A 25125-nucleotide genomic window follows, 5' to 3' on the forward strand; every position below is an offset into this window, starting at 1 on the left:
CAAATCAAAGTATTTTTATTCTTTCTCCTTTTAAAATCTTGTTTGTATTCCTTACAGCACACATATTTCCGCACATAGTACATGTATCCTCATTTTCAGGTTTTGAACTTTCTCTATATCTTTTGGCCTTTTCACCGTCAACGGCAAGTTCAAACATCTTGTCCCAGTCCAGATTTTTTCTTGCTTCACTCATCTTATAATCCCAGTCTCTGGCACCTTTAATTCCTTTGGCAATATCCGCTGCATGGGCAGCTATCCTCGACGCTATAATACCTTCCTTCATGTCATCGATATCAGGCAGTCTCAGGTGCTCAGCCGGTGTTACATAGCATAAAAAGTCTGCACCGCTTGCCGCTGCTATTGCACCGCCTATTGCACTTGTAATATGGTCATATCCCGGCGCAACATCGGTTACAATCGGTCCTAACACATAAAAAGGCGCTTCATGGCAAAGCCTCTTTTCAAGTACCATATTGGCTGCTATCTCGTTAATTGCCATGTGTCCCGGTCCTTCCACCATTACCTGCACATTTCTCTCCCAAGCTCTCTTTGTAAGTTCTCCCAATACAATCAACTCTTCAATCTGAGCAGCATCGGTGGAGTCATTTATACTTCCCGGTCTTAAAGCATCCCCAAGGCTCATAGTTACATCATATTCCGCAAAAATCTCAAGAATTCTGTCATAGTATTCATAAAAAGGATTTTCATTCCCCGTCAATTCCATCCAGGCAAACATCAGTGATCCGCCTCTTGAAACAATATTGGTAAGTCTTCCGTTTTTCTTAAAGCGGCGCACCGTCTCCCTGTTTATTCCTGCATGAATGGTCATAAAGTCAACACCGTCAGCAGCGTGCCTTTCTATGACATCTAAAAACTCTTCAGCCGTTATGTCCGAAATTTCTTTATCATAAAATCCCACTGCATCATATATTGGTACTGTTCCAACCATAGCAGTGGAAATAGAAATAAGCTTTCTTCTGAATTCCCCGGTCTTTCCGTAGGAACTTAAATCCATTATGGCATCAGCCTTAAGCTCAATTGCCTTTTTTGCTTTCTCCAGCTCAATGTCAAAATTGCAGCAATCCTTTGAAATTCCAATGTTTACGTTTATTTTGGTTCTCATTCCGCGGCCGATACCTTCAGGGTCTAATGCTGTATGCTTCTTGTTTGCAGGAATAATAACTTTGCCCTGTGCCATAAGCTGCTGAAGTTCCTTTATATCCATATTTTCTTTTTGGGCCACAATCTCCATTTCTCTAGTTACTATACCCCTTTTTGCCGCATCCATCTGTGTTGTATACATTACAAAGCACCTCTTCTCATACTTTCTTTTATATCCCTGATTTTTTTTCCGATGTCGTCAGCCCCCACAATTTCAGTGACCATTGCTATGCACTTTGCTCCACACTCTATCACCTCATGCATATTGTGCTGTTTGATTCCTCCTATGGCAACATGGGGAATGGGTATGTTTCGAACCACATATCTGAGGTAATCAAGCCCGACAGGCTCACATACATCTTTTTTTGTATAAGTTTTATAAATTGGACCGACTCCGATATAATCGGCTCCTCTTTTTACTGCCTCTTCCGCCTGCTTAGGCGAGTGGGTGGAAATGCCAATTATCATTTCCTCACCCACCAACTCCCTTACCTTTTCGATGGGAAGGTCATCCTGACCAATATGTACACCGTCTGCTTTAACCAATATCGCTATATCAACATGGTCGTTAACTATAAAAGTAACGCCGGCTTCCTTTGTCATTTCTCTTATCTTTAAACATTCATTATACTTTTGCAAAAGTTTCTTTTCCTTATCCCTATACTGGATTACTTTTACGCCAGCTTTTATCATTTCCCTTACAACCTCTATATTGTTTCTTCCTCTTGAATGTTCCTCGGAAGTTATACAATACAGGTCAGTATCTATAATATCATTACGTCTTTTCAATCAACTGCACCCCATCCCCAAGGCATAGCTTAAAACTATATTAGCCTGTTTTGCCGCTGCAATATTAACTCTAGGAGAAATTGGAGGCAGATCTTCATTTACCTCACTTACAAAATCTCCTACCATATAAAATTTTTCATGTATCTTTTTTACAACGATATCATCACTTTTTCCCCATCCTGCCAATCCTGAAGCACAAACAACCAGTTTTCCGGAGGAAAAAAAGCTCTCTGCAATCAAGGCTTTATATGCAGCTTTGTCAAAAGCTTCAACCACAATATCGCACTCTTCAAATACCTGTTCAATATTTTCCTTCTCAAGTTTTATATTGAGTGCCTCAATTTCCAAATCGGGATTAATCCTCAGAAGATTGGATCTAAGGGCATTCACTTTTGAAGTATTCAATTGATCCAAAAAGTAAAATTGCCGGTTTAAATTTGATGGCTCAACCACGTCGAAATCCACTATTTTTAATTTTTTAAATCCGCTTCTTACAAGGTTGAAAGCACAATTAGACCCCAATCCTCCGGCTCCCGCTATTCCAACTTTTAATTTCTGTATTTTTTTTAGATTTTCTTCTCCCAAATAATTGCAAAGTCCCTTTTCAAAAGTATTCATACGACCTCCATCCTATATTGCCTGCCAGTCTTTAAACACAGGTTGATAGCCTTTACTGTAAATTAGCTCTGTAATTTGTTTGACACTCCTTGTGTCGCAAATATCAAATTGTCCTTCAGTTTTTAAATCCAAGGCATGGCCGCCCACCTCGGTAGATGAACCTGCAGACATCTTTGTAACACCCAATCCTATAAGATTGTCACGGAATTCTGCCCTTTCTCTTGTAGAAAGGGTTATTCCAACCCTTGGCATAAATAACCTATAAGCCAGCATTATCTGCACAAAACTTCTGTCATCCACTTTCACTCCAGGTTGAAACTCTCCTGTGTGAGGTCTTATCCTGGGCATAGACACGCTTATTTCGGTGTCAGGATACTTGTTTTGCAGATAATCGGCATGAAGCCCGGTAAAAAAAGCTTCTCTCCTCCAGTCATCAAGACCTAACAATGCTCCGATATTTACACTTCTCATTCCTGCAATACATGCCCGTTCGGGAGCATCAAGTCTAAATCTATAGTTTCTTTTAGGGCCTTTTAAATGAAGCTTTTTATAAAGTTCTTCGTTATACACTTCCTGATACATTGTAAATCCGTCAACCCCGGCTTCAATAAGCTGTCTGTATTCATCAGTTTCGAGAGGATATACTTCTATGGATATGGAAGAAAAGTATTTTTTCAGGACCATTACACACTCTTTAAGGTATTCTACAGAGCTATGAGTCCTTGACTCGCCAGTTAAAAGCAATATGTGTCTAAGACCGGTTTCAGCAATTATTTTAGCCTCTTTTTCCAATTCTTCTTTTGTAAGTTTTCTTCTTACAATAGGGTTTGAGACGTTAAAACCGCAGTACACACATTGGTTAACACAATAATTTGCTGCATACAATGGAGTGTATAGGAAAATAACCTTTCCGAAATGCTGCAGTGTCAATTTTCTTGACTTTTGAGCCATTAACTCAATATATTTCCCTGCTTTTTCCGATAACAGCATTAAAAATTCCAATTCGTTTACTCTATCTTTATTGATAATATTCAAAATCTGATTATCGGTAATATTGCTGTAAAATCGCTCGAAGTCAAAATCCTTATACTCCAGATACCTTTGGTAAAAACTCATTATTAACGCCTCTTTTCAAAATATTGCATTTAAATATCTTTGCTAACTTTTTCAATTCATTATGGAATTCTCACGACCTTAAGAAACCAGTAAGCGGGGATGATGCTTCAGCAAAATCTTTCACTGCAGGTGCACCCGATAAAAATGCCTTTCTGCCGGCTATAACTGCCAATCCGAAAGCCTCTCCCATTGTTATGGGATCGTCCGATGTTGCAATTGCAGTATTCACAAGCACCGCCGCCGCACCCATTTCCATTGCTTCGGCAGCTTCCGATGGCCTGCCTAAACCTGCATCCACAATAATTGGCAAGTCTATTTCATCAATCAATATCTTTATCAGTTCCTTAGTCTTTAGCCCTTTATTGGTTCCGATGGGTGCTCCCAACGGCATCACGGCTGCTGCACCGGCATCTCTAAGGTTCCTTGCCACGATAAGATCGGGACTCATATACGGAAGTACCACAAAGCCTTCCTTAGCCAATATCTCCGTTGCCTTTATGGTCTCATAATTGTCCGGCAGGAGATATTTATTATCAGTTACAATCTCGATTTTTATCCAATTCCCACAGCCGGCTGCACGGGCAATTCGTGCTATTCTTACAGCTTCATCCGCATTTCTTGCCCCGGATGTATTAGTCATAAGAATACAATCTTGAGGTATGTGATTAAGCATATTTTCATCTTTAGAGTCAAAATCCATCCTTCTCAGGGCGACAGTAACCACCTGTGCCCCCGAGCGCTTAACTACTTCCGGAATAATTTTGTTTGCTGCAAACTTTCCTGTACCTATGAACAGCCTGCTGGTCAATTCCTTTCCGCCAATAATTAATTTGTCCTCCAAACTTTTAACCTCCCCCTACAAATCTTAATACTTCAACGTTGTCATTCTCTTTTAATACAGTTTTATTCCAGTCATCTCTCATTAAAATGTCATAATTGTACTCAATTATAACTTTTTCATGATCTATCCACTTTAACTCCAGCAATTCCAACAAAGTAACGGGCTTTTCCAATTCTGTATTCTTTCCGTTTAAAATAATGTTCATTAAACTCACCCCCTCTCAAATGAATAATCATAATATTTCCTTCAGTATTTTTCTATTGGATTTCGGCTCTTTCGTTTAAGTTCAAAAAGAGCAACTGAAAAAGCTAAAATCCATAAGAATTAAAAAACGCTTGCCTCAATAGGCAAGCGTAATTAACACATAAATACAAAATATAAATCTTCTTAAGCTTCCCTACGTCGGCATTAACCGCATCAGGTTCAAAGGGTCAAGAGCATTGCTCTTTCTCAGCCTTTCGGCACCCCTAGCTTTTACACTATTTAATTTGTTTGATGAATATTATATATTATTTGTTTTCACATGTAAATATAAATTTTACTTTTTTTGATAATCGGAATACAAATTATTCTGTTACATTACATATAAATCAAAAAATCATGCAGGCAAAGCCATAAAAGCAAATATTATTCAGTGCTCTATTAATCAAAGCACTGAAACAATATAATTCATCAGAGTCTCTCTGCCTTCCTTGGTTTCTGCCGAAAACGGTACTAACGGTGTATTGCTGTCAAGCTTTAAAGTGCCTGATATATCCAAAAGCCTCTCCTTTAGCTTTGAACGAGGTATCTTGTCCATTTTTGTGGCAACAACCAAATAGGGCAGTGATGAATTTACCAGCCATTTGTTCATCATTTTATCGTCATCGGTAGGTGTATGCCTTATATCCACTACCATGACAATCATCTTCAGTTTTTTGCTGGTATTCAAATAAGTCTCTATCGATTCGCTCCAGGCATATTTAACCTCTTTTGAAACCTTTGCATAACCGTACCCCGGCAAATCAACAAAATACACTGTGTCATCAACATTATAAAAGTTGATTTCTCTTGTCCTTCCGGGTTTTGATGCAACTTTTGCTAAATTTTTCCTGTTCAATAAAGCATTTATTAAGGATGACTTTCCCACATTTGACCTTCCGACAAAGGTAATTTCCGGTATATCATTGTCGGGATACTGTTCAGGCTTAACCGCACCTTTTTCAAATCTAGCATTATTAATATTCAACTCTGATACCCCTTAACATTATATTTTTTTACTACCAATCCATATTGTCCAGACTATATTATAGCAGCAAATTTCCAAAATATTAAGCATTAAAGCAAATATCATAAAAAATACTATTAATTTTTATTTTCAGCTGCTTAAAATTAATTATACTGTCCATAAACAAATTTAACTTATATATATTTAATATACTCGTTTATTCCTCCATTATAAATCTTGACCTTTCTTTGTCCAAAAAAACTTATATATTTTGCCGCCGTAGATGTACTGTTTAAAAGCACGACATCTATTTCATGCTTTCTTTTATTTCTATGCATTAACTTCAGTTCAGAAATTTTCAGTAAATGCTTAAACTCATAATCGGCTTGCGGCAGTGAATAACCTATAAAAATCCATTTATCTGAAATTGTCAAAGCCTTTTCTGCCTCATCCCACAACTGCGGAAAGGAATTTTCCTTAAAAGATTTTCTGAAATTAAATGTTGCAATATGCGATGATATCCTATCTCCACAAATTAAGCATTTCTCACCCTCTGTAAATTCCTCCACATCCTGTTTAAAATCACTTAAAATTTCAAAATCAGTCACCATAAATCCCGCCCTTTTTATCAAGGGAATATCTCCGAAACTGTCGTTGAACAAAGCTCTGCAATTATCGCAATAGAGCCAGTTACTGGAACCATGAATTTTTATTATTTTTATCTCTTCCAAAGCATTATCGGAATTTATACTTCTTATATACTCTCCTCCGTTGCAATAATTTACAGTATAACCGGAATTAACGAGATTTATGTATTTTTCCAGTACAGTATCCCAGTTTAGCACTATAAAGTCTACTTTACCGTACGCTTTCAAAAGCTTGATGACCAAATTGAAAACAGCTTCAGAGTAGCAATACTTATCCTCTAATATTTTAAAAAGTTTGTAAATTATAAATCTCCTGATAGCCCTAAGATGCAAAGGAGAATACTTTATGCCCAAATGATGCCCTGAATTGGTTGATATATCTATGCAGGTTAAAAGGTCATCTAAGCTTGGCGGCAGTTTTTCCTTTGAAAAACCGAACACATCCTCATAAAACCTTTGTATTGCCTGAGAAATATTATTTTCAAAAAGGTTATCCTCCTGATTTTCAATTAATAATTCCGGTATCTCCGATTGTATCGGTAATCCTGAGTTTTTTGAAAAACCCGCGCCAAGTATAACTGCTGCTCTCATATTTACTCCTTAAACCTTTTTTGATAAACTTTCTGAAAAACTCTTGTTTTCGCAAATACCTTGCAAATAGAATTTTGGTTTAACAAAAATCAAAATATTCAAACTATTAATGTGAATTCTCAATGCAAAGTTCTAATTTTAACGGTAAGTTATAGTATTAGTTTCCCTAAAAAAGTTAATATTATCAATTATTTAATTAATTTATTCTGATTGATTTTATGGCTATTATATGGTAGAATTTTTTATTATTATTGGAGGTGAAATGGACATGCCGACATACTGGAGATGGATTTATGTACTTGCTGGTGCTGCATTACTGGGTATTGCATTTTTCTTCCTAATGCGTTCTGCCAATAAAAATCTGGAAACTTTACAAGCCAAATCAAAAAAGAAGAGAAGAAAATAAAATTATCAATTATATAAAATCTTAAATAATAATATGTTCAATTTTTGCCAAAAGCTTAGGATAATTATCTTAAGCTTTTCAAATTTAAAACGGTATTTTTCCTGTCAGTAGTCATAAAAGGTTTATTATAAACAGATACAGTAAATAAATTGATATCTTTAAGTTATTATAAACATAAACAGTTGTGTATCAAAATGCTTCATAAATATATTGATTGAAGAAATATTCCATGGTATAATTTACTTATAAGAAATAGACAGAGAATACATTGACGATACCGTTTTAATTAATTATGTATACTATATTAACTATGCACTTTATATATAGTATTTTATTTGTTAAGGGGGAGTTTTCATGAAGTCTTCTGAAGACAAACAAAGGTTAATATCAAAGTTCAATGAAATCCAAGAGGAAATACTCAAAATAGGCTGGAACGGAATCATCGAAAAATATCATCCTGATATGAATTGTGATAATGTCGACGCAGTAAAAACCTTCAAACTGTATAAAAGCATCTACGAAAACATGAGAAAACGCATGATTGTACATTGTTAATAACATTCAGTGAAGATTTCAGAATTTATTTATTATTATTTTAATACCATGTCTAAGAAAATTTAGTTGACTGCAAAGTCAACTTTTTTATTTTTTCTTTTTTTATAAAAACAGTTTAAGTCGAAAAAAAAAGAGCTTGGTTGAGCTCTTTCAAGGGAGTAATTTATATTAAAGGTCCTCGACCTGACATCAAAATAATAACTTTAGAAAATTAATAAATTATGAACAATTTATTAATTTTTTTGTTAAGTAATAAATTTATATCAAACCTACATCAAAATAATCAAAAAGAGCCAGCTTTTGGCTCTAAGTTGGAGGGAGAACAAAAAAATTGTTTTTCACTCATTATTTAGGTATGTTTGAATTATATCATCTAAAAGTTAACTATTTATGAATAGAATATTAATTATTTACTACAATTTTATTACAAAATCTTTACTCAACTTTTAAAAAAATTTATTTTCACTTTAATCGCAGAAAACCACCGGCAAAATTCAATCCAAAACATAAATAAGTGAATTTTATTGCACTACAGGAATATATTAGCTATAGGATTATTTTTTGAGTGAAGTGCTTATTTAATGAGAAAAGCAAAAAAAAAGAAACGTATATATAAATTGATTGGTATTGGAGATACTGTACTGGTTCCATGCTCAAAAGACGTTTATAGGAAAGCCACAGTTATTGATACGCACATAAAAAATGACACATTAGCCCTTAGAATACAATTTGACAATGGTTCCATACATTTTATATCATCGGAATTATGCTACAGAATAGTGCGTGGAGTAGCCATTCCTTTAGAGCAGCCAAAAACGAGATTACAGAAATTCAGTATATGGCTTTTGAGAAAATTCGGATTAAGTGAAGTGTAGTATAACATTTTTTCTTATTACTTCCAATGTAAAACTTCCAATAAAAAACAGAGGCAGAACTTTGCCTATTCTGCCTCTGATACTCATTGCTACTAACCTTAATCAGCAATAACAAATCTTATTTTATAAGTCTTAGTGGTTCCATCTTCTGCTTTCACAACCACTTTAGCAGTACCCGGTATATCTGTAGCCTGTGTTACTGTAACTTTTGCCTTTGAACTGCTTGCTACAGCACTTACTGTAGGAATATGTTCATCGTCATCCAATTCAACTACATAAGAAGTAGTATCTTTATCAAAACCTTTTACTTTTTTACCGTCATATTCAAGACTTTCAAGTGTTGCATCGGAATCATCAACTACAACAAACTTGACGTAATAAACTTCTTTTGTTACACCATCTTCAGCTTTTACAACTATTTTAGCATAGCCAGGAATTTCATCAGCCTGAGTAACAGTTACTTTTGCACCAGGATGATTTGCCTTAGCTGTTACTGTTGGAATTTTATCTCTCTTTTCCAATTCAACAACATAATATGTATTGTCTTTATCGAAATCTTTAATGCTCTTGTTGTCATACTTAATACTCTTAAGTGTCGCATCGGAGCTTGCGTCATCAACAACTACTTTTTCGCCATTGATCTCATCATCAACAACAATTTTTTCCATTTTATTGATAACATTATTCAAAAGAGCAGCAGCTTCAGCTCTTGTCAAAGCTCCCTGAGGATTAAACTTGCCGTTTGAACCGATCATTATTTGTTCCTTGTAAGCAGTATATACAAAGTCTCTTAAGTTCTTGGATATGCTGCCGTAATCTTCAAAAATCTCCTCAAGTTCTTCATCATTGCTTAATACTTTCAAATCAAGTGCTTTTACAAGTGCAACAGCCATATCTTCACGTACTGCACTATTGCTGCCGTTAAAATACAATTCACCTTTACTGTTTTTGTAACCTGTGAGATAAGATTTAGCAGCCTCAACCGCCTTGTAATCCCAGCTGTCCACAGGAACATCTTTGAATGTCTGAGTTTTGCTGTTTGTAGTCAACTTAAGAGTGTTAGCCAACATTACAGCAAATTGAGATCTTGTAACAAGTTCGTTGGGTCTGAAGGTATTATCCTCATATCCTACAATAATTCCTCTGTTGCATAGATTATTAATTGCATTAAATGCCCAATGGGTTTCTTCAATGTCTTTAAAACCTTTAATTTTAACTTTAAGTACCTGCTCAACAACAATTTCCTGGTGTGGTGCAGGTTTAGCCGGTGGTGCCGGTGGCTTTGGCGGTTCATTTTTCTTTGGCGCTGCAAATACGCCACTCACACTTGTCATCATTAGTGCAATCACAGTACACAAAGCGAGAAAACCTTTTTTTTGCCTAGTCAGCATCGTTACTACCCCTTTCAAAAACTTATTATTTTAAAAATAATTATATATATTATTAATTATATTTTACATCTAAATAAACAAAATGTCACTACTTGTCATTTTATTTTGTTTTTTGAAACTTAACCGTTCGAATTTTTTTTGTTATGAAAAGCATAAATAAAGCTAAAAGTCCAGGAATAACAGAAATACATATACCTTCAATAAATCCTGCAGGGATATAGGTAAGTTTTATTCTGTGTGTCCCTGCTGTCAGCGGTATTGTAATAAGAGAATTAGCAAAAGGTTCCAATTTTACTTCTTTGCCATCGACATATGCTTTCCACCCTTTATCGTAAGGTATTGTTGTAAACAGTACATCCCCTTCATTTGCTGTAACCGTTCCTCCTATACGTCCATTATAACAATATTCCACCGACATCTCCGATATTCTTAATGCCAATACAGCTTTTTTAAAGTTTTCTTTGTGGAGATAGTAGAATTTTCCATCAACATTTTCACTACCCTTTATCTCAACATTTACATTTTCTCCTTCAGGAAATGTTCCAATATATTGAACACACCTTGTTTCATTTGTAAAGAGGTGTGAAACATACATTCCATTGACCAACAAATCCCTACCATTATTGCCGGAACCAAAATCAGCATATACAGGCATTCCGTTCGAAGTAAATGTATACTGGATAACTCCGCCGGTATTAGATTTAGTAGCGTATAATGGAACAAAACAATCTTCACTGATACCGGCCAAAGCTTTAACAAGATCATTCTGTGTTCGAAACGGGTCAGTACTGAAATAAAATTCCTTAAGGGATTTTCCATTTACAGCCATTCCTATTGAAAGAACATATGGATTCCGGTAAAGCTTTGCATTACCGTTTTGATTAACCAAACTGTAATCAGGAGGCATGGAGCGCTCAGAAAGAACATATTTCACAGAAAACAAAGCATCCGTCACCATCGAAGAACCGAAATAGGAACTCCATAACCATGCTTGAGCCATTCCCAAATCTTTTAGAAATTTGTTTACATTCCTGTTATAAGTTGAGCTATAGTGAGTTATTCCTTTATATCCGAAAGCTATAGGCTCATTCTTAGTACGTTCAAAGGTGGCTCCTACACGGAAAAATTTTTCTTTATCCTTTTTCGTCTCTTCAATCAAGGTTGTAATCTTCTCTTTGTATTCATGATAGCTTTCATAGCTTTCATATCTGAATTCTCTGTCCAATCCCTTAAGAATTCCCACAGTGTTTACATACATATCAAGCCCACAAACAATAAGAAGTATAATAGCTACAGTTTGCCTCTTGAACTTGAACTCCATAAAAACTCTGCATGCAGTAATTAAAATCAAAAACGAGAACAGAAAGGAATATCTATAAGGGAACCAATTGGGATACTGAAATACATGCCAAGCTTTATCCAATTTACAGAACCATAAACTGCAAAACATAAAAATCACAAAAAGTGCAGTAGAAATTTTGCTTCGCAGGCTTATTTTCCTTAGTAGAAAGAATATCAGAAAGAGCAATAAAGCCAAAATGCTGCAGTAAATAAAAGGAGTACCTGAATTGGTTATTGAATCATATCCTCCCGGAAGAAATTTATATAATAACTTAGGGCTGAATAAAGAAAAATTGAACTTTCCTGAGTAATCGTTAACTGTCTGACCAATTCTACCCTGAAAGAGGGAAATTAAAGTAGGAAGCAATAAAAATGCTCCCCAGGAAGCTGCTATAACAGTACTGAGAGCAAATTTAAACCCATATTTAAAAAATTTCTTTATTCCGGTTTTATTTTCAACACACCGGTAAACAAAATATATAGCAGTAAATAAACCTGTCATATATGAAATATAATAAGTGGATATAAAAGATACAAATAATGCAAACGTTAATAGCCAGTTATTCTTGCCCTCAAGTATTTTTTCAACACCCAAAATTATTATAGGAAGCCAAATCACACCATCTAACCACATGATGCACATGGAGTACGCAATATTATAGGACATAAGACCGTATAACATCGAGAATAATATGGTAGATACATCATACCTTCCAAATTTGTACCTCAGTAACAGGCTAAATGTGAATCCTGCCAATCCGATTTTTAGAACTGTTAAAAACAAAACAGCAATCGGCATTTTTGAATTTGGACAAAACAATGTAAGGAAGGACAATGGACTTGATACATAATAGGTAAAGACACCTATATAATTTCCACCTAAAGCTTTAGACCATGAAAAAAAAATGTCTCCGTTTTTCAGACCACAGAGGAACTCTATATACTGACCCGACATATCCATGATCAAGATTGACTTCTCACCGAAAGGTGCCATTCCCATCTTTGCAAAAGCAATCAGCATAATAACGGCCGGTAACATAAAACAAAGAATTGCCGTAATAATAGTTTTAAATCTATTTTGATTTGTCACTGCCATCCCCCTTTTCCTTCACAATATATACGGGACGTTTTTTTGTTTCCAAATAAGTCTTAGATAAGTATTGTCCCAAAATTCCGATGCAAAACAGCTGTATACCTGCCAAAAACAATATAATGCATACCAAGGAGGACCATCCGTAGGCAGAACCTCCCCAAACAAGCTGCCGTATAATTGTAATTACAATTGAAATAAAGGCAATGGCACAAAAGAAAATACCCAATAATGAGGATAATGCCAGCGGTGCAGTAGAAAAAGCCACTATACCATCAATTGAATAAAGGAACAGCTTCCAAAAAGACCATTTGCTTCTACCACCAGCACGCTCAATATTTTCGTATTCCAACCACTTTGTGTTAAATCCCACCCATGAAAAAATACCTTTAGAAAAACGGTTGTACTCGCATACCGATAATATAGCATCAGTCATCTGACGGGTCATCAGTCTAAAATCCCTAGCTCCGTCAACAATCTCCGTTTTGCTAAGTATTCTCATCAGTTTATAAAACTGACGAGCAAAAAAAGACCTGAGTTTAGGTTCACCAATACGGTTAATCCGCCTTGCGGCAACACAATCATAACCTTCCTCTTTTATACCTTTATACATTTCAGGTATCATTGTCGGAGGATCCTGCATATCTGCATCTATAATAGCGACAAAGTCTCCTTTAGCCATTTGCATGCCAGATAACATAGCAGCTTCTTTGCCGAAATTTCTTGAAAAGGATATATATTTGACTCGTGAATCTTTTTCGTAAAGAGACTTAATTACAGTAATTGTATTATCTTTCGAACCGTCATCCACAAATATGTACTCAAAATCAACTTCAGCCATTAATTGCGCAATTTCACATAATTTATTATGTAAAACCAGTAGTAATTCTCCTTCATTATAGCAAGGTACGACAACAGATATACAATCCTTTTTAATGAGCTCACCATTCAAGTCATTTTGAGACTCAACAGATTGATTCATTTTTTCTATCTCCTTTTAGATGCTAAGATTTTATTATCTGATGCTTTTTAATATATTAAGCGGTGTCCAAAAGTATTTATAAATATTATCCTTCTAAGTTAAATTATAATAGATTTGAATTATATTGTACAGCAAAACTGCATAATGCAAGTTCGATGATATAATAGAATATTGATCATCCCAATAACAATATTATTTATCTTTTCATAAATACAATCACTATTTTGCAATATAACTAAAAAATTAACTAAATAAACATATAATCCTAAAGAGTATCTCACATAATAAGTCAGTGAAGGAATCTGCTCTTGAGTTCAACTTTTATTTTATCCACTCTGTCATTAAGGATGTTCCTTATATCCCGGTTGAACAATCCCGTATTCAAAATCCGCAAGCATGGAAACGCAAGAAAAAAACGTTTGTATCTGATAATTTTCTCATAGTACTTATTGAAAGAAATGGTAGAAGCATTTAATATAACATTTCGTAAATCCAGGGTTTCTGCCACTGTCTTTGTAGTATCCGCCAAAAAATACACCAACAAGAAAGCCACCAGATGGCCCTTAGCAGTATCAGGAATCGAATATACAAATCCCAGAACAATAGGATGAATTACCTGTATAAGCAAGAATGCTAACAATCCCCAAAAAAGAGAATATTTTAAACATATGTACCCATGGAGATTATATGGCTCATAACTGTAATCCCACCATTTACAGTTGAATATTTTCTCCAATAGAAATCCCGTAACATACTCCAGTGAAGTCACCAAAACAACAGAAACTAACAAGTTGACTATAAGTACCGTAAACTCATTTTCAAATTTATCTCCAATCCATTTTACCGTGCCTAATATCAAAATAGCTCCAAAACCATAAATGGGACAAAAGCATCCTGTTAAAAAACCTCTGTTAATGATCTTTCTTTCGCATATACTGACATAAATACTTTCTATCACCCATCCCAAAAAAGAATAAATGGAAAAAAACAGCATCAAATTGTTAAAACCTGTCATACAATTACCCCCTTCACATTCCTGTTGTCAGCATCGTCTAATACATCGAATCAACCGGTTCTACATAGATGATTGTGACAATAACACTGACAGTACTGTTCCAAAGGTCAGCATTCAAATATTTCAGTACTTCAGCAGCTTCATTTTAAAATAGCACTAATATATTCTTATTTTTCTTTATGTTCAATGGAATATTGTCGCTAAATTTAACTTATTTACAGTTGTTCATGTTAAATTTGATATAATCGATTTGTCTTTTATTTATCCTAATATCATTCCAATCAGGTTTAACGAATCAAATGCAGTATCTTCATCCGAATCAAGCATAATTTGAATGGACGTGCCATATAATGCACCTAAAACAAGTCTGGCCAACGATTTTGGGGAATGTCCCCGTAAATTTTTATTTATTACTGTTCCGGCCAATATGCTCTTTTCAATCATTTCCGATAAATCAGCAAACAAGTTTTTCAAATGCCGTCTGAAAGACGGTAACCATAAAGATTGGGCTGTAAAGTCGATAAATAGTCTCAACAATTCAGGTTTTTTTCTGATCAGCTCATTAAAGTACGTTACCAGTGACGCAATTCTCTCTTTCGCATTTGCAGTGGATTTCAGCTCATCCTCTACCTCATGCAGATATTGATTCATCATCATTTTTACTACTTCAGTAAACAATCCTTCCTTGTTCTTGTAATAATAGTTCAACTGGCTTAATGCAACTCCGGCTTCATCAGCAATATCTCTCATAGACACATTGGCATAACCTCTCGTGGACAAGCATTGATATGCCGTCTGAAGTATTTTTTTGGATTGACTAATTTTTTCCGATTTACTGCCCATTATTTCATCACCCTATTTTAATTCGTACGTTCGTCCTAATTTTATAATAACATATAATAAATCATCATTCAATTGCCTTATTTTTTTCTTCAATTTGAAATTTATAGGTTCACTGAAACTAAAAAACGGACGGTATCTCAATCAAATTGAAATTCAAAGAACAAAAGCCGCTTGAAAAAGCGGCTTTATATTACGTAAATAAATAAAATGGAGCTAAGGGGATTCGAACCCCTGACCCCCACACTGCCAGTGTGATGCGCTCCCAACTGCGCTATAGCCCCATACGTATTACATTTTAATGTATCGGGATAAATTTTGCAATAAGTTTTTTAAATTTTCTAAAATATTTCAATCCACATGTATAATCTCGGTACTATAGTCGAAAAGTACCGCTCTCCCGTCATTCTCAATAAAATTAACTATATTCGCCATCATACTGTCTGCATGCCTTGACTCATTTGATACACAGGAAATTCCAATTACAGCTCTCTTCCATTTGTCATTTAGGTCCACCTCGGCAACCGAAGCGTTAAAACGGGATTTGATCCTTTCAATCAGGCTCTTTACAATATGCCTCTTTTCTTTTAATGAATAAACTTCGTCTATTGTTAAAAATACCTTACAGACTCCTATAACCATTATATCGCTCCTCAAATTATATAATCTATAGTTTTACCGTTATATTATAACACAGCTTTTCGCGTATGGAAATTTTACTTGAAAATTGCTATAATATTTCAGGAGAGGAGTCAGAGGCATGTCTAAAATACTTGTTATAGATAATGAAATTACCACCTTGGACAATATAAAATTCGCACTGGAACTGGAAAATAACGAAGTGATAACCTTCTCAAACAGCGAGACAGGATTGGATTACTTTAACAAGAACTACTCTTCCATCGATGTAGTTCTTACCAATATAAAAATGCCAAATATATCCGGAATAGAAATCCTCAGAAAAATAAAAAAAATAATGCCAGAAATGGGTGTAATTATACTTACAGATCACGGCGACCTTGAAACAGCAATTCAAGTTATGAAAGAGGGTGCTTTTGAGTATATAACAAAACCCATAACAAATGATAAGCTTACCATTGCAATTAACAATGCCATAAACAAAAAAAATCTCCTTTTGGAAAATGCTCGTATTCACAGAGAACTTTTAGAGCACAAAAATTATCTTCAAGGCTTACACGATTCAGCCGAAAAAATTTTAAAGAATATGCTTCCCAAAAAGTTGCCGGATATTTCCGGGTTCGATTTTGCTGTGGAATATAAAAGCTGTGACTCGGTAGGCGGTGATATGTATGACATATCCGACATAGGCGATTATATATGTTTCTATGTGTTTGACGTGTCAAGTCACGGGATACTTGCCTCTGTAATTTCAACAATTATAAAGAGCTTTCTTAAAAATATTGAATACAATTACAAGCAAGGAATAAACAAGCGGAGATTTCCCGAAATAGTGCTTGACCTGAACATGATGCTTTTGTCCAACACGGAGCAGAATGTGTTTGCTACTCTGCTTTTGGGTTTTATAGATAAAAAAAGCAAAACTCTTTACACCGTATCGGCTGGTCATATAAACCAGTTCATAATCAGAAAAGACGGAAGCCATGTTCCATTGGAATCTACAGGACCAATCTTAGGTGTTTTTGAAGATGCAATGTACAATTGCTGTGTCAACCAATTGTATCAAAATGACAAAATATGGCTTTTTACCGACGGATTGATTGAAGCTTCCCCGGATGAGGAAACGCCACCCTTTGGTGAAGATATGCTTTTGTCACTTCTTAAGAAAAACACCGGTACCAACCTTGCAGATACCGTAAAAGAAGTTGTTTATGCTGTTAAAAATTATTCGAAAGAAACCTTTTTCGATGACATTACTCTTCTAGGAATTGAGGTCAGGTAACAGACCGCCATATTTCCCACGTTATAAAAATACTATAATTATTAACTATTTTTGCAGACTTCACCGGATATGGAATATTACCTGCTTATTATCCAATATTTTGTTTGTTAATAAGCTTATGAAGTGTTATACTAATTAAATAATATTTTTAAAGGGTAATTTGATCAAAATTACCAACAATACTTCTATATATTTTTTATGACATATAAGAGCTATAAAATTGCATCTTGTAACAAAGAATGAAAGGCTTTTTTAAATTTATGCGAAAAATATTTAAATTTTTAACATAGAAACGAGGTGTAAAAACTTGCCTTTTGACGGAGTTGTAGCAAAAAATGTGGCAATGGAATTGTATGATATCCTTGTAGGCGGACGAATAGATAAAATATATCAGCCGGAGCAGGACGAAATCCTAATTCACATTAGAGCTAAAGGTCAAAACTATAAACTGTTGCTTTCAGCTAACGCCAGTTATCCTAGAATTCATTTGACCAGTTTGTCCAAGGAGAATCCGATGAATCCTCCCGTTTTCTGCATGCTTTTAAGAAAGCATTTGCAGGGAGGCAGAATAGTCAATATTGAATTCTATGATTTTGAAAGAATTATTTCTGTTCATGTTGAAGCACTAAACGAAATGGGAGATACTACATATAAAAAACTGCTTATTGAGATAATGGGAAAACACAGTAATATAATACTCCTTAATGACAATGATATAATTATAGATTCAATTAAGCATATTGACAGTGATATAAGCAGAGTCAGGGAAGTTATGCCTGCAAGGCTGTATACATTTCCCCCGGGGCAGGATAAAGAAAACCCTGAAAAAATAAATCTCGATGAATTCATGAAAAAAACAAAAAGTCAAAGCGGTATTCGTATATCCAAATATCTTTTAAACAGCATAAAGGGTTTCAGTCCCCTTCTTTGCGATGAGGTATGCTACAGAGCCCAGGTTGACGCAAAAACTCCCATCGACAAACTTACCGATGAAGAACTGGAAAAAATAAAAAATTCATTATCCGAAATTATACTCAAAATATCTTCTTCCAACTTCACTCCATGTATTGCCTGGAGTGACCAAACAAAGAGAAAACCTTTGGATTTTCACTCGTTGGAAATTACTCAATACCCAATTCTTGAGTATAATTCTTCCATATGCCATATCCTTGATTTGTTTTATACCTCGAAGGATAATGCTGAAAGGCTTGTACAGAAGAAAAGCGCGCTTAATAAAATATTGAACAACTATCTGGACCGATGCAACAAAAAAATCGCCATTCATCAGGATACTTTAAGACAAGTGGCTGACCGCGATAAATTTAAACTGTATGGAGAACTTATCACTGCAAACATATATTGCATACCAAAAAATGCAAAAAAAGTTTCTCTGCTTAATTATTACAGTGAGAACAATGAATACATTGATATTCCCCTCGACGAAAATCTTCTTCCTCAGGACAATGCCCAGATGTATTTTAAAAAGTTTGCAAAAGCAAAGAATGCTTTTAATTATGCAAGTGCTCAATTGGAAGATGCTTATAAAGAACTTGAATATATTGAAAGCGTAATTCAAAATCTGGACAGTGCAACTTCTACCCAAGAGATAGAAGAAATTAGGCAGGAACTGGTTAACGTCGGATACTTAAGTGAAAGCAGAAGTTCTAAAAACAAAAAAAACGTCAGACCTTTGGAGCCTTACAGGTATAAATCCTCTGACGGATATGACATTCTGGTGGGAAGAAATAATGTTCAAAATGACATTTTAACTTTAAAGACAGCCTCTTCAAATGATCTTTGGCTTCATACAAAAAACATACCGGGGTCCCATGTCATTGTAAAAAAACAGGCAGGAGATATTCCGGATACTACCCTCATTGAGGCTGCATTAATTGCTGCTTACCATAGCAAAGGTAAGATGTCCTCCCATGTTGAAGTGGATTATACCCAAGTAAAAAACGTAAAAAAGCCAAAGGGTGCAAAACCGGGAATGGTTACCTACGTTAATTACAAAACTATAGTCGTGACCCCCGATGAAAATAAAATCAGAAATTTGGAATATAAATATAAAAAAGTAGATAAGGAGTGACTTTTATATGTTATCGCAAGAAATAGTAAACAATCTTTCCCATTCTTCATGGATAAGAGCCATGTTTGAAGAGGGTGAAAAATTAAGAAAAATTCACGGCAAGGATAATGTTTTTGACTTTACTTTAGGTAACCCTGACCCCGAACCCCCAAAGGAAGTTAAAGACGCCTTAAAAAATATAGTCCTTGATGCTCAGCCGGGAATGCATGGTTACATGAGCAACGCCGGATATCAAGACGTGAGACAAAAAATAGCCGACAGAATCAGCAGTGATACAGGACTTTCATTTTCCACTGACCATATTCTGATGACCTGTGGAGCTGCCGGAGGACTCAATGTTGTACTCAGATCCATTCTGAATCCCGGTGAAGAAGTACTGATATTGGCTCCTTTTTTTGCCGAATATATTTTTTATGTAAGTAACCATGGAGGTAAAACAGTTATCATACCACCGTCAAAGGATTCTTTTGATCCCGATCTTGACGCACTTAAAAACAGCATTACAGAAAAAACTAAAGCTATAATTATAAACTCACCTAACAATCCTTCCGGCCATATATACAGCGAAGAAACTTTAAATAAAATTTTTGATATATTAAAATCAAAAGAAAAACAGTTCAATTCCACCATATTCGTTCTGTCCGATGAACCCTATGTAAAATTGGTTTACGATGATACCGATGTACCAAGTATTTTAAAACTATATGATAACTCCTTCGTTATAAACTCTTTCAGCAAATCCTTGTCCCTTCCGGGAGAAAGAATAGGATACATTGCGGTAAATCCTAAAATGCAGGATGTAGATCTCGTCATCTCATGTCTTGCTTTCTGCAACCGTACCTTAGGTTTTGTCAATGCACCGGCTCTCTTCCAAAAAGTAATCGGTGCAGCCCTCGATTCCTCTGTTGATGTTAACATATACAAGGAAAGACGGGATACTTTATATAACAAACTTGTAAGTTTAGGCTTTTCATGTATAAAACCCAAAGGTGCCTTTTACTTGTTCCCGAAATCCCCAATTGAGGACGACGTAGCTTTTATTAAAAGTGCTGTAAAATATAATCTTCTGTTGGTTCCCGGTAAAGGATTTGGTACCCCCGGTTATTTTAGAATTTCTTACTGCGTAAGTCTGGATACTATAAAGAATTCTTTCCCTGCTTTTGAAGCTTTGGCTAAAGAATATAACCTCGGCTAATAAATTTAAAAATCAAGTATAAAAAAATCTCGGATATACTTACCCGAGATTTTTTATATACTAATCTTTTGATTTTATTACAATTAAAATACCCTTCTTTACTGAAACCTCAGCAATATCATCACTAAATTCATTGCTTACACCTCTGCTTGAACCCATAACAATATCTTCGCAGTTCAATTCATAGTACAACCCTTTTGTAGTTATCCCTTCCACTACATCGGTCAATGGCAGCAATGTAACTTTTACATCCTTTTCCTTTTCGATTTCAACCCTGTCATTAATTAAGGTTAACTCGTTATTCTCATTTACAAGGGTACATTTTACTCCTTTATCCAACAGTTTTTTAACAAGCAAAATATTAGCCAATGTGTGGTCGAGTCTTGTTCCAATGCCCCCAATTATAACTATCTCTTTAAAACCATTATCGACAGCATAATCCACTGCTATTTCGGTATCTGTCATATCTTTTTGGATTGGATACTTCATAATTTTTACATTCATACTTACAAGGTAGTCCAAGTCTTCATCGGATATAGAATCCAGATCTCCAATCAGTACATCGGGAACAATCCCGAATTTTCTTAGGTATTTGGCTCCTCCATCAACACAAATTACGGCTTTTGCCCATTTAAAATATTTCTCGTAATGGGAGTAGTCTTTTATACTACCGCTACATACAATTAATGCTGTCATAAGTTAACCTTCCAAACCTATATTCTAAATGCTTTCTCTCTCAAATCCTTTATTGTCCTGGACATATCCGGTGAATTGAATATTGTAGAACCCGAAACAATCACATTGGCTCCTGCCTTTGTAATTTCATATATATTGCTTAAGTCAATTCCTCCATCCACTTCTATATCGATATGCAAACCCTTGCTCAACAACATATTTTTTAATTTATTTATTTTGCTGGTACTGATTTCAATAAACTGCTGTCCTCCAAAACCCGGATTAACGGACATAACAAGTATCATATCTACTTCATTCAAAACCCATTCGATACTGTGTAATGGCGTTGCAGGATTCAATGATACACCGGCTTTTAATCCATGGCTTTTTATTTTTTGCAAAGTCTGATGCAAGTGACGGCATGCCTCAACATGCACTGTAATAATATCTGCACCGGCATCAGCAAAACTATCAATATATTTATCAGCATCCTCTATCATTAAATGCACATCAAAGGGTAAATTTGTCTCCTTTCGCAATGCCTTTACAACAGGAGGACCAATTGTTATGTTAGGAACAAAATGTCCATCCATAACATCAATATGTACCAAATCGGCTCCGGCTTTCTCCAATTTTACTACTTCCTCACCTAACCTTGCAAAATCTGCAGATAATATGGAGGGTGCAATTTTAATCAAATTTGTACACTTCCCTTCTTAATACTTGACGGACAAATAAAATTGAAGATGCTGCATAAGCACTTCAGACCAAGCAACAATGAAAACATATATAGCCGAAGTTATATTTGCAAACTTACTAATTATACTTCTTTCGTTGCTTTTCCCTCAGAATATTGTAAAACTCTACATATCGCCTATATCTTCCGTTATCTATGACTCTTTTTTCAAGAGCTGCTTTAACTTCGCAATAAGGTTCACTAATATGCACACATCCGGTAAACTTGCATTTTCCAATATACTCTCTGAACTCCGGATAAAAATTTTGAAGTTCATCAGCTTCAATCCCAGAAATTTCAAAGGAGCTAAAACCAGGAGTATCTACTACAAATCCGCCCGACTTTAGCTCTATTAATTCTGCATGTCTTGTAGTATGCCTTCCTCTTTCAATTCTGTCACTGACACTGCCTGTCTTCATTACGTAGGAATTTAATATTTTATTTAGAATTGATGATTTTCCTACTCCCGACTGTCCAGCAAAAACAGTGGTTTTGTCCCTTAATGCAAGTTCAATCTCATCAAAACCCGTTCCTGTCACTGCACTAAGTGCTATGACTTTATACATGGATTTTTCATATGCCTGGATTATACTTGTATATTCAGCCTTTTCATCCAGGTCAATTTTGTTAATACATATAATAGCGCCAATACCTTTTTGCTCTGTGCTTATAAGGAGCTTGTCCAAAAGGGTAAAATCCGGCTGAGGTGATTTTACAGCAATCACAATTGCAATTTGATTTACATTTGCAACCGCCGGCCTTATTAGTTGTGATTCACGAGGAAAAATTTCTTCAATACTTCCGGTTTTATTCTCCTCGTTTATAATCGATATTGATACCTTGTCACCCGGTAATGGAGTCAGCGAATCTTTTCTGAATATTCCCCGTGCTTTGCACTCATATATTCCAGTCTCGGTTTTTACGTAATAAAATCCCCCTATACCTTTAATAATTTGACCCGGTATCAAACTTTCTGCCTCCTCTTTTGGACCTCAGATTAATATTCCTCAGTAAATTCTGTAAACAGTTCACTGTTCAGATACACCTTAACATGCGTACTTCCATCTTTCGGCACCGGAATAGACAGAGTCAACGGAAAATCAGTCTTTCTCTTTATCTCATCGTATAACTGCTCTTCCTCACCTGTGTCGGATCTTATAATTGTTACCGAAACACTTATAAACTCCACATACATATCAGGATCTGTCAATGCAATAGTCCTCTTTACAATCTTTTCTTTTTGTTCGGTAACTTCAAACTCTTCGAGATAAATGTCGACAGACTTGCCCTCATTAATGGATTCTCCTGCCTTAGGCTCCTGTTTAACAATTCTATCCACCGTATTTGTCTTATCCTCAGGATAGATCTTTCCAAGGGTCAATTTACTTTCTTCCAAAAGGTTTATAGCCTCCGCTCTTGTTTTCCCAATTAAATCCGGAACCTTTGTCATTTTAATTTCAGGACCTAAGCTTTTATAAATCCATATTTTCTTTCCGAGCTTTACTTTTTCGCCTTCTCCCGGCTCTGTCCTTATAACCAGTCCAACAGGAACATCATCACTGTATTCTTCTACAACTTCAGGCTTAAGACCCAAGTCTTCAATTTTTTTCTCAACAGCCCGGTAATCCATATTGGCAAAATCTTCAATCTCAACAAGCACAGGACCGTCACTTACCGTAAGTACCACCTTGCTATATCCTCCACGCACAAGTTTTGTACCTGGAGGCACATCCTGAGATATTACCAGGTCTTTATCCATCTTTTCGTCATTTACTCTCTTTGGTTCAACAGCAATCTTATTATTTTCCAATTCAGCTTTAACCTGATAATAATTCATTCCGGTATAGTCCTTTACAACATACTCATCCGGTGGTGTCAAAGCCGGCCATATAATATAACCTATCATAAAGGTTATCAGAGCTATTACTACTACCGATGTAAGAATGGCTAACACCGTAGTAGTCTTATCCTTTCTTTTCTTTTTTTTCATTGTGTTATCACCCGTTTTTTCAGATTCCTTATCTTCTACAAAAGCCTTTTTCTCCCCTATTGACGGCATCCTTACTGTAGGACTGTCATAGACATTTTCACCGTTTCCCGAATTAATTTCCATATCCGGATTTTTTAAAACTTTATATAAATCTTCAAGCATCTCTGTTGCAGACTGATACCTGTTTTTCTGATCCTTTTCTATTGCAATCATAATTATGTCATTTACACCCTGTGGTATATCCGGTTTTAAGTTTATCGGTTCTTGCGGTATATCCTGTATGTGCTTTAAAGCTACTGCCACCGGTGATTCTCCGTTAAAAGGAACTCTTCCCGTGACTAATTCATACAAAACAATCCCTAAAGAATACAAATCGGATTTTTCATCAGAAAAACCACCACGAGCCTGTTCCGGAGAAAAATAATGAACAGAGCCAATGGCATTTCCCGCAACGGTTATGGTTGAAGATGTAACAGCTCTGGCAATTCCGAAATCCGTAACCTTTGCAACCCCATCTTTTGTCAGCAATATATTATGCGGTTTTATATCTCTATGAACAATATGATTCTTATGAGCGTGCTCTATTGCCGAACATATTTGAATTACAATATTTACTGCTTCTTTCCAGTTCAACACGCCTTTTTGCATTATATATTCCTTCAATGTTATTCCGTTTACATACTCCATTACAATATAATGCAAATCATCTTCCTGTCCTACATCGTATATTGACACAATATTGGGATGGGAAAGGCTGGCTGCAGCCTGAGCCTCAACCCTGAAACGCTTAACAAATTCTTCATCGGTAGTAAATTCCGGTCTCAAAAGTTTGACCGCAACAAATCTATTTAATAATCTGCATTTTGCCTTATAAACAAGGGCCATTCCGCCCCCACCTATTTTCTCCAACAGTTCATACCTTCCACCAAGTATGCGACCTTCCATAGTTACACCTCTTTTTTCGGCATTTCAAAATATCATTTAAACAATCCGACATAAATCTCCTCACAATATTAATAATTTAAACCATATATAACAAGTACACTATAAATAT

The 25125-nt window shown here is 35.4% G+C and carries 24 protein-coding genes, 1 tRNA gene and 1 riboswitch; of the genes, 6 read left to right on the forward strand and 19 right to left on the reverse strand.

Features of this window, described 5'->3' with window-relative positions; genetic code table 11:
* Window positions 1–4: 4 nt before the first annotated feature.
* The 8 genes from thiC to CLOCL_RS12445 form a co-directional block, all read right to left on the reverse strand.
* On the reverse strand, window positions 5–1303 hold the full coding sequence (gene thiC / locus CLOCL_RS12410; protein WP_014255677.1) for a phosphomethylpyrimidine synthase ThiC: 1299 nt from the start codon (window positions 1301–1303) through the stop codon (window positions 5–7).
* Complete coding sequence (thiE, locus tag CLOCL_RS12415) at window positions 1303–1950, reverse strand: thiamine phosphate synthase (RefSeq protein WP_014255678.1); 648 nt, start codon at window positions 1948–1950, stop codon at window positions 1303–1305. Before thiE ends, thiC begins: the two co-directional genes overlap by 1 nt.
* The gene (gene thiF / locus CLOCL_RS12420) at window positions 1951–2568 is read right to left on the reverse strand and encodes a sulfur carrier protein ThiS adenylyltransferase ThiF (RefSeq protein WP_014255679.1); all 618 of its coding nucleotides are present in this window, start codon (window positions 2566–2568) and stop codon (window positions 1951–1953) included.
* 12 nt (window positions 2569–2580) lie between these two features.
* Complete coding sequence (thiH, locus tag CLOCL_RS12425; protein WP_014255680.1) at window positions 2581–3684, reverse strand: 2-iminoacetate synthase ThiH; 1104 nt, start codon at window positions 3682–3684, stop codon at window positions 2581–2583.
* 70 nt (window positions 3685–3754) lie between these two features.
* Entirely contained in the window at window positions 3755–4525 is a 771-nt protein-coding gene (locus CLOCL_RS12430; protein ID WP_014255681.1) for a thiazole synthase, read from the reverse strand.
* Between the two features lie 4 nt (window positions 4526–4529).
* Window positions 4530–4730: a sulfur carrier protein ThiS gene (gene thiS / locus CLOCL_RS12435; protein ID WP_014255682.1), complete on the reverse strand. Its 201-nt coding sequence runs from the start codon at window positions 4728–4730 to the stop codon at window positions 4530–4532.
* 172 nt (window positions 4731–4902) lie between these two features.
* Window positions 4903–5004, reverse strand: a riboswitch (TPP riboswitch).
* A gap of 167 nt (window positions 5005–5171) precedes the next feature.
* The gene (gene yihA, locus CLOCL_RS12440; protein ID WP_014255683.1) at window positions 5172–5753 is read right to left on the reverse strand and encodes a ribosome biogenesis GTP-binding protein YihA/YsxC; all 582 of its coding nucleotides are present in this window, start codon (window positions 5751–5753) and stop codon (window positions 5172–5174) included.
* A 173-nt stretch (window positions 5754–5926) separates the two neighbouring features.
* Window positions 5927–6970 carry an SIR2 family protein gene (locus tag CLOCL_RS12445; protein ID WP_014255684.1) on the reverse strand — a complete coding sequence of 348 codons (1044 nt, stop codon included), beginning with the start codon at window positions 6968–6970 and terminating at the stop codon, window positions 5927–5929.
* 262 nt (window positions 6971–7232) lie between these two features.
* On the opposite strand from CLOCL_RS12445, the gene CLOCL_RS22585 reads away from it, so the two are divergent.
* From CLOCL_RS22585 to CLOCL_RS12455, 3 genes are all read left to right on the forward strand, one after another.
* On the forward strand, window positions 7233–7376 hold the full coding sequence (locus tag CLOCL_RS22585) for a hypothetical protein (RefSeq protein ID WP_157834892.1): 144 nt from the start codon (window positions 7233–7235) through the stop codon (window positions 7374–7376).
* A gap of 354 nt (window positions 7377–7730) precedes the next feature.
* Complete coding sequence (locus tag CLOCL_RS12450) at window positions 7731–7931, forward strand: hypothetical protein (RefSeq protein ID WP_014255686.1); 201 nt, start codon at window positions 7731–7733, stop codon at window positions 7929–7931.
* Window positions 7932–8512: 581 nt separating this feature from the next.
* On the forward strand, window positions 8513–8806 hold the full coding sequence (locus tag CLOCL_RS12455) for a hypothetical protein (RefSeq protein ID WP_014255687.1): 294 nt from the start codon (window positions 8513–8515) through the stop codon (window positions 8804–8806).
* Window positions 8807–8904: 98 nt separating this feature from the next.
* On the opposite strand, the gene CLOCL_RS21130 is transcribed toward CLOCL_RS12455, so the two are convergent.
* From CLOCL_RS21130 to CLOCL_RS12490, 7 genes are all read right to left on the reverse strand, one after another.
* Window positions 8905–10197: an S-layer homology domain-containing protein gene (locus CLOCL_RS21130; RefSeq protein WP_014255688.1), complete on the reverse strand. Its 1293-nt coding sequence runs from the start codon at window positions 10195–10197 to the stop codon at window positions 8905–8907.
* Window positions 10198–10297: 100 nt separating this feature from the next.
* On the reverse strand, window positions 10298–12628 hold the full coding sequence (locus CLOCL_RS12465; protein ID WP_245532789.1) for a YfhO family protein: 2331 nt from the start codon (window positions 12626–12628) through the stop codon (window positions 10298–10300).
* Window positions 12612–13610 (reverse strand): glycosyltransferase family 2 protein, encoded by a 999-nt coding sequence (locus tag CLOCL_RS12470; protein ID WP_014255690.1) that lies wholly within the window; start codon window positions 13608–13610, stop codon window positions 12612–12614. Before CLOCL_RS12470 ends, CLOCL_RS12465 begins: the two co-directional genes overlap by 17 nt.
* 289 nt (window positions 13611–13899) lie before the next feature.
* The gene (locus CLOCL_RS12475; protein ID WP_014255691.1) at window positions 13900–14625 is read right to left on the reverse strand and encodes a putative ABC transporter permease; all 726 of its coding nucleotides are present in this window, start codon (window positions 14623–14625) and stop codon (window positions 13900–13902) included.
* Window positions 14626–14886: 261 nt separating this feature from the next.
* Window positions 14887–15468 (reverse strand): TetR/AcrR family transcriptional regulator, encoded by a 582-nt coding sequence (locus CLOCL_RS12480; protein ID WP_014255692.1) that lies wholly within the window; start codon window positions 15466–15468, stop codon window positions 14887–14889.
* A gap of 208 nt (window positions 15469–15676) precedes the next feature.
* Window positions 15677–15749: transfer RNA gene (locus CLOCL_RS12485), tRNA-Ala, on the reverse strand.
* A gap of 67 nt (window positions 15750–15816) precedes the next feature.
* Entirely contained in the window at window positions 15817–16107 is a 291-nt protein-coding gene (locus CLOCL_RS12490) for a DUF503 domain-containing protein (RefSeq protein WP_014255693.1), read from the reverse strand.
* A gap of 118 nt (window positions 16108–16225) precedes the next feature.
* Between CLOCL_RS12490 and CLOCL_RS12495 the strand changes: the two genes are divergently transcribed.
* The 3 genes from CLOCL_RS12495 to CLOCL_RS12505 all read left to right on the forward strand — a co-directional run bounded on the left by CLOCL_RS12495 (window position 16226) and on the right by CLOCL_RS12505 (window position 20670).
* Window positions 16226–17386, forward strand: coding sequence for a SpoIIE family protein phosphatase (locus CLOCL_RS12495; protein WP_014255694.1), 1161 nt, complete (start codon window positions 16226–16228; stop codon window positions 17384–17386).
* Between the two features lie 307 nt (window positions 17387–17693).
* Window positions 17694–19475 carry an Rqc2 family fibronectin-binding protein gene (locus CLOCL_RS12500; protein WP_014255695.1) on the forward strand — a complete coding sequence of 594 codons (1782 nt, stop codon included), beginning with the start codon at window positions 17694–17696 and terminating at the stop codon, window positions 19473–19475.
* 7 nt (window positions 19476–19482) lie between these two features.
* Complete coding sequence (locus CLOCL_RS12505) at window positions 19483–20670, forward strand: pyridoxal phosphate-dependent aminotransferase (protein ID WP_014255696.1); 1188 nt, start codon at window positions 19483–19485, stop codon at window positions 20668–20670.
* Between the two features lie 60 nt (window positions 20671–20730).
* Here CLOCL_RS12505 and CLOCL_RS12510 read toward each other — a convergent pair whose 3' ends face one another.
* From CLOCL_RS12510 to pknB, 4 genes are all read right to left on the reverse strand, one after another.
* The gene (locus tag CLOCL_RS12510) at window positions 20731–21366 is read right to left on the reverse strand and encodes a thiamine diphosphokinase (protein ID WP_014255697.1); all 636 of its coding nucleotides are present in this window, start codon (window positions 21364–21366) and stop codon (window positions 20731–20733) included.
* A gap of 17 nt (window positions 21367–21383) precedes the next feature.
* Window positions 21384–22043, reverse strand: coding sequence for a ribulose-phosphate 3-epimerase (gene rpe / locus CLOCL_RS12515; RefSeq protein ID WP_014255698.1), 660 nt, complete (start codon window positions 22041–22043; stop codon window positions 21384–21386).
* Window positions 22044–22161: 118 nt separating this feature from the next.
* Window positions 22162–23049 (reverse strand): ribosome small subunit-dependent GTPase A, encoded by an 888-nt coding sequence (gene rsgA, locus CLOCL_RS12520; protein WP_014255699.1) that lies wholly within the window; start codon window positions 23047–23049, stop codon window positions 22162–22164.
* Between the two features lie 29 nt (window positions 23050–23078).
* Window positions 23079–25016 (reverse strand): Stk1 family PASTA domain-containing Ser/Thr kinase, encoded by a 1938-nt coding sequence (gene pknB / locus CLOCL_RS12525; RefSeq protein WP_014255700.1) that lies wholly within the window; start codon window positions 25014–25016, stop codon window positions 23079–23081.
* Window positions 25017–25125 lie beyond the last annotated feature (109 nt).

It is taken from the genome of Acetivibrio clariflavus DSM 19732 (assembly GCF_000237085.1).
Classification (GTDB): domain Bacteria; phylum Bacillota; class Clostridia; order Acetivibrionales; family Acetivibrionaceae; genus Acetivibrio; species Acetivibrio clariflavus.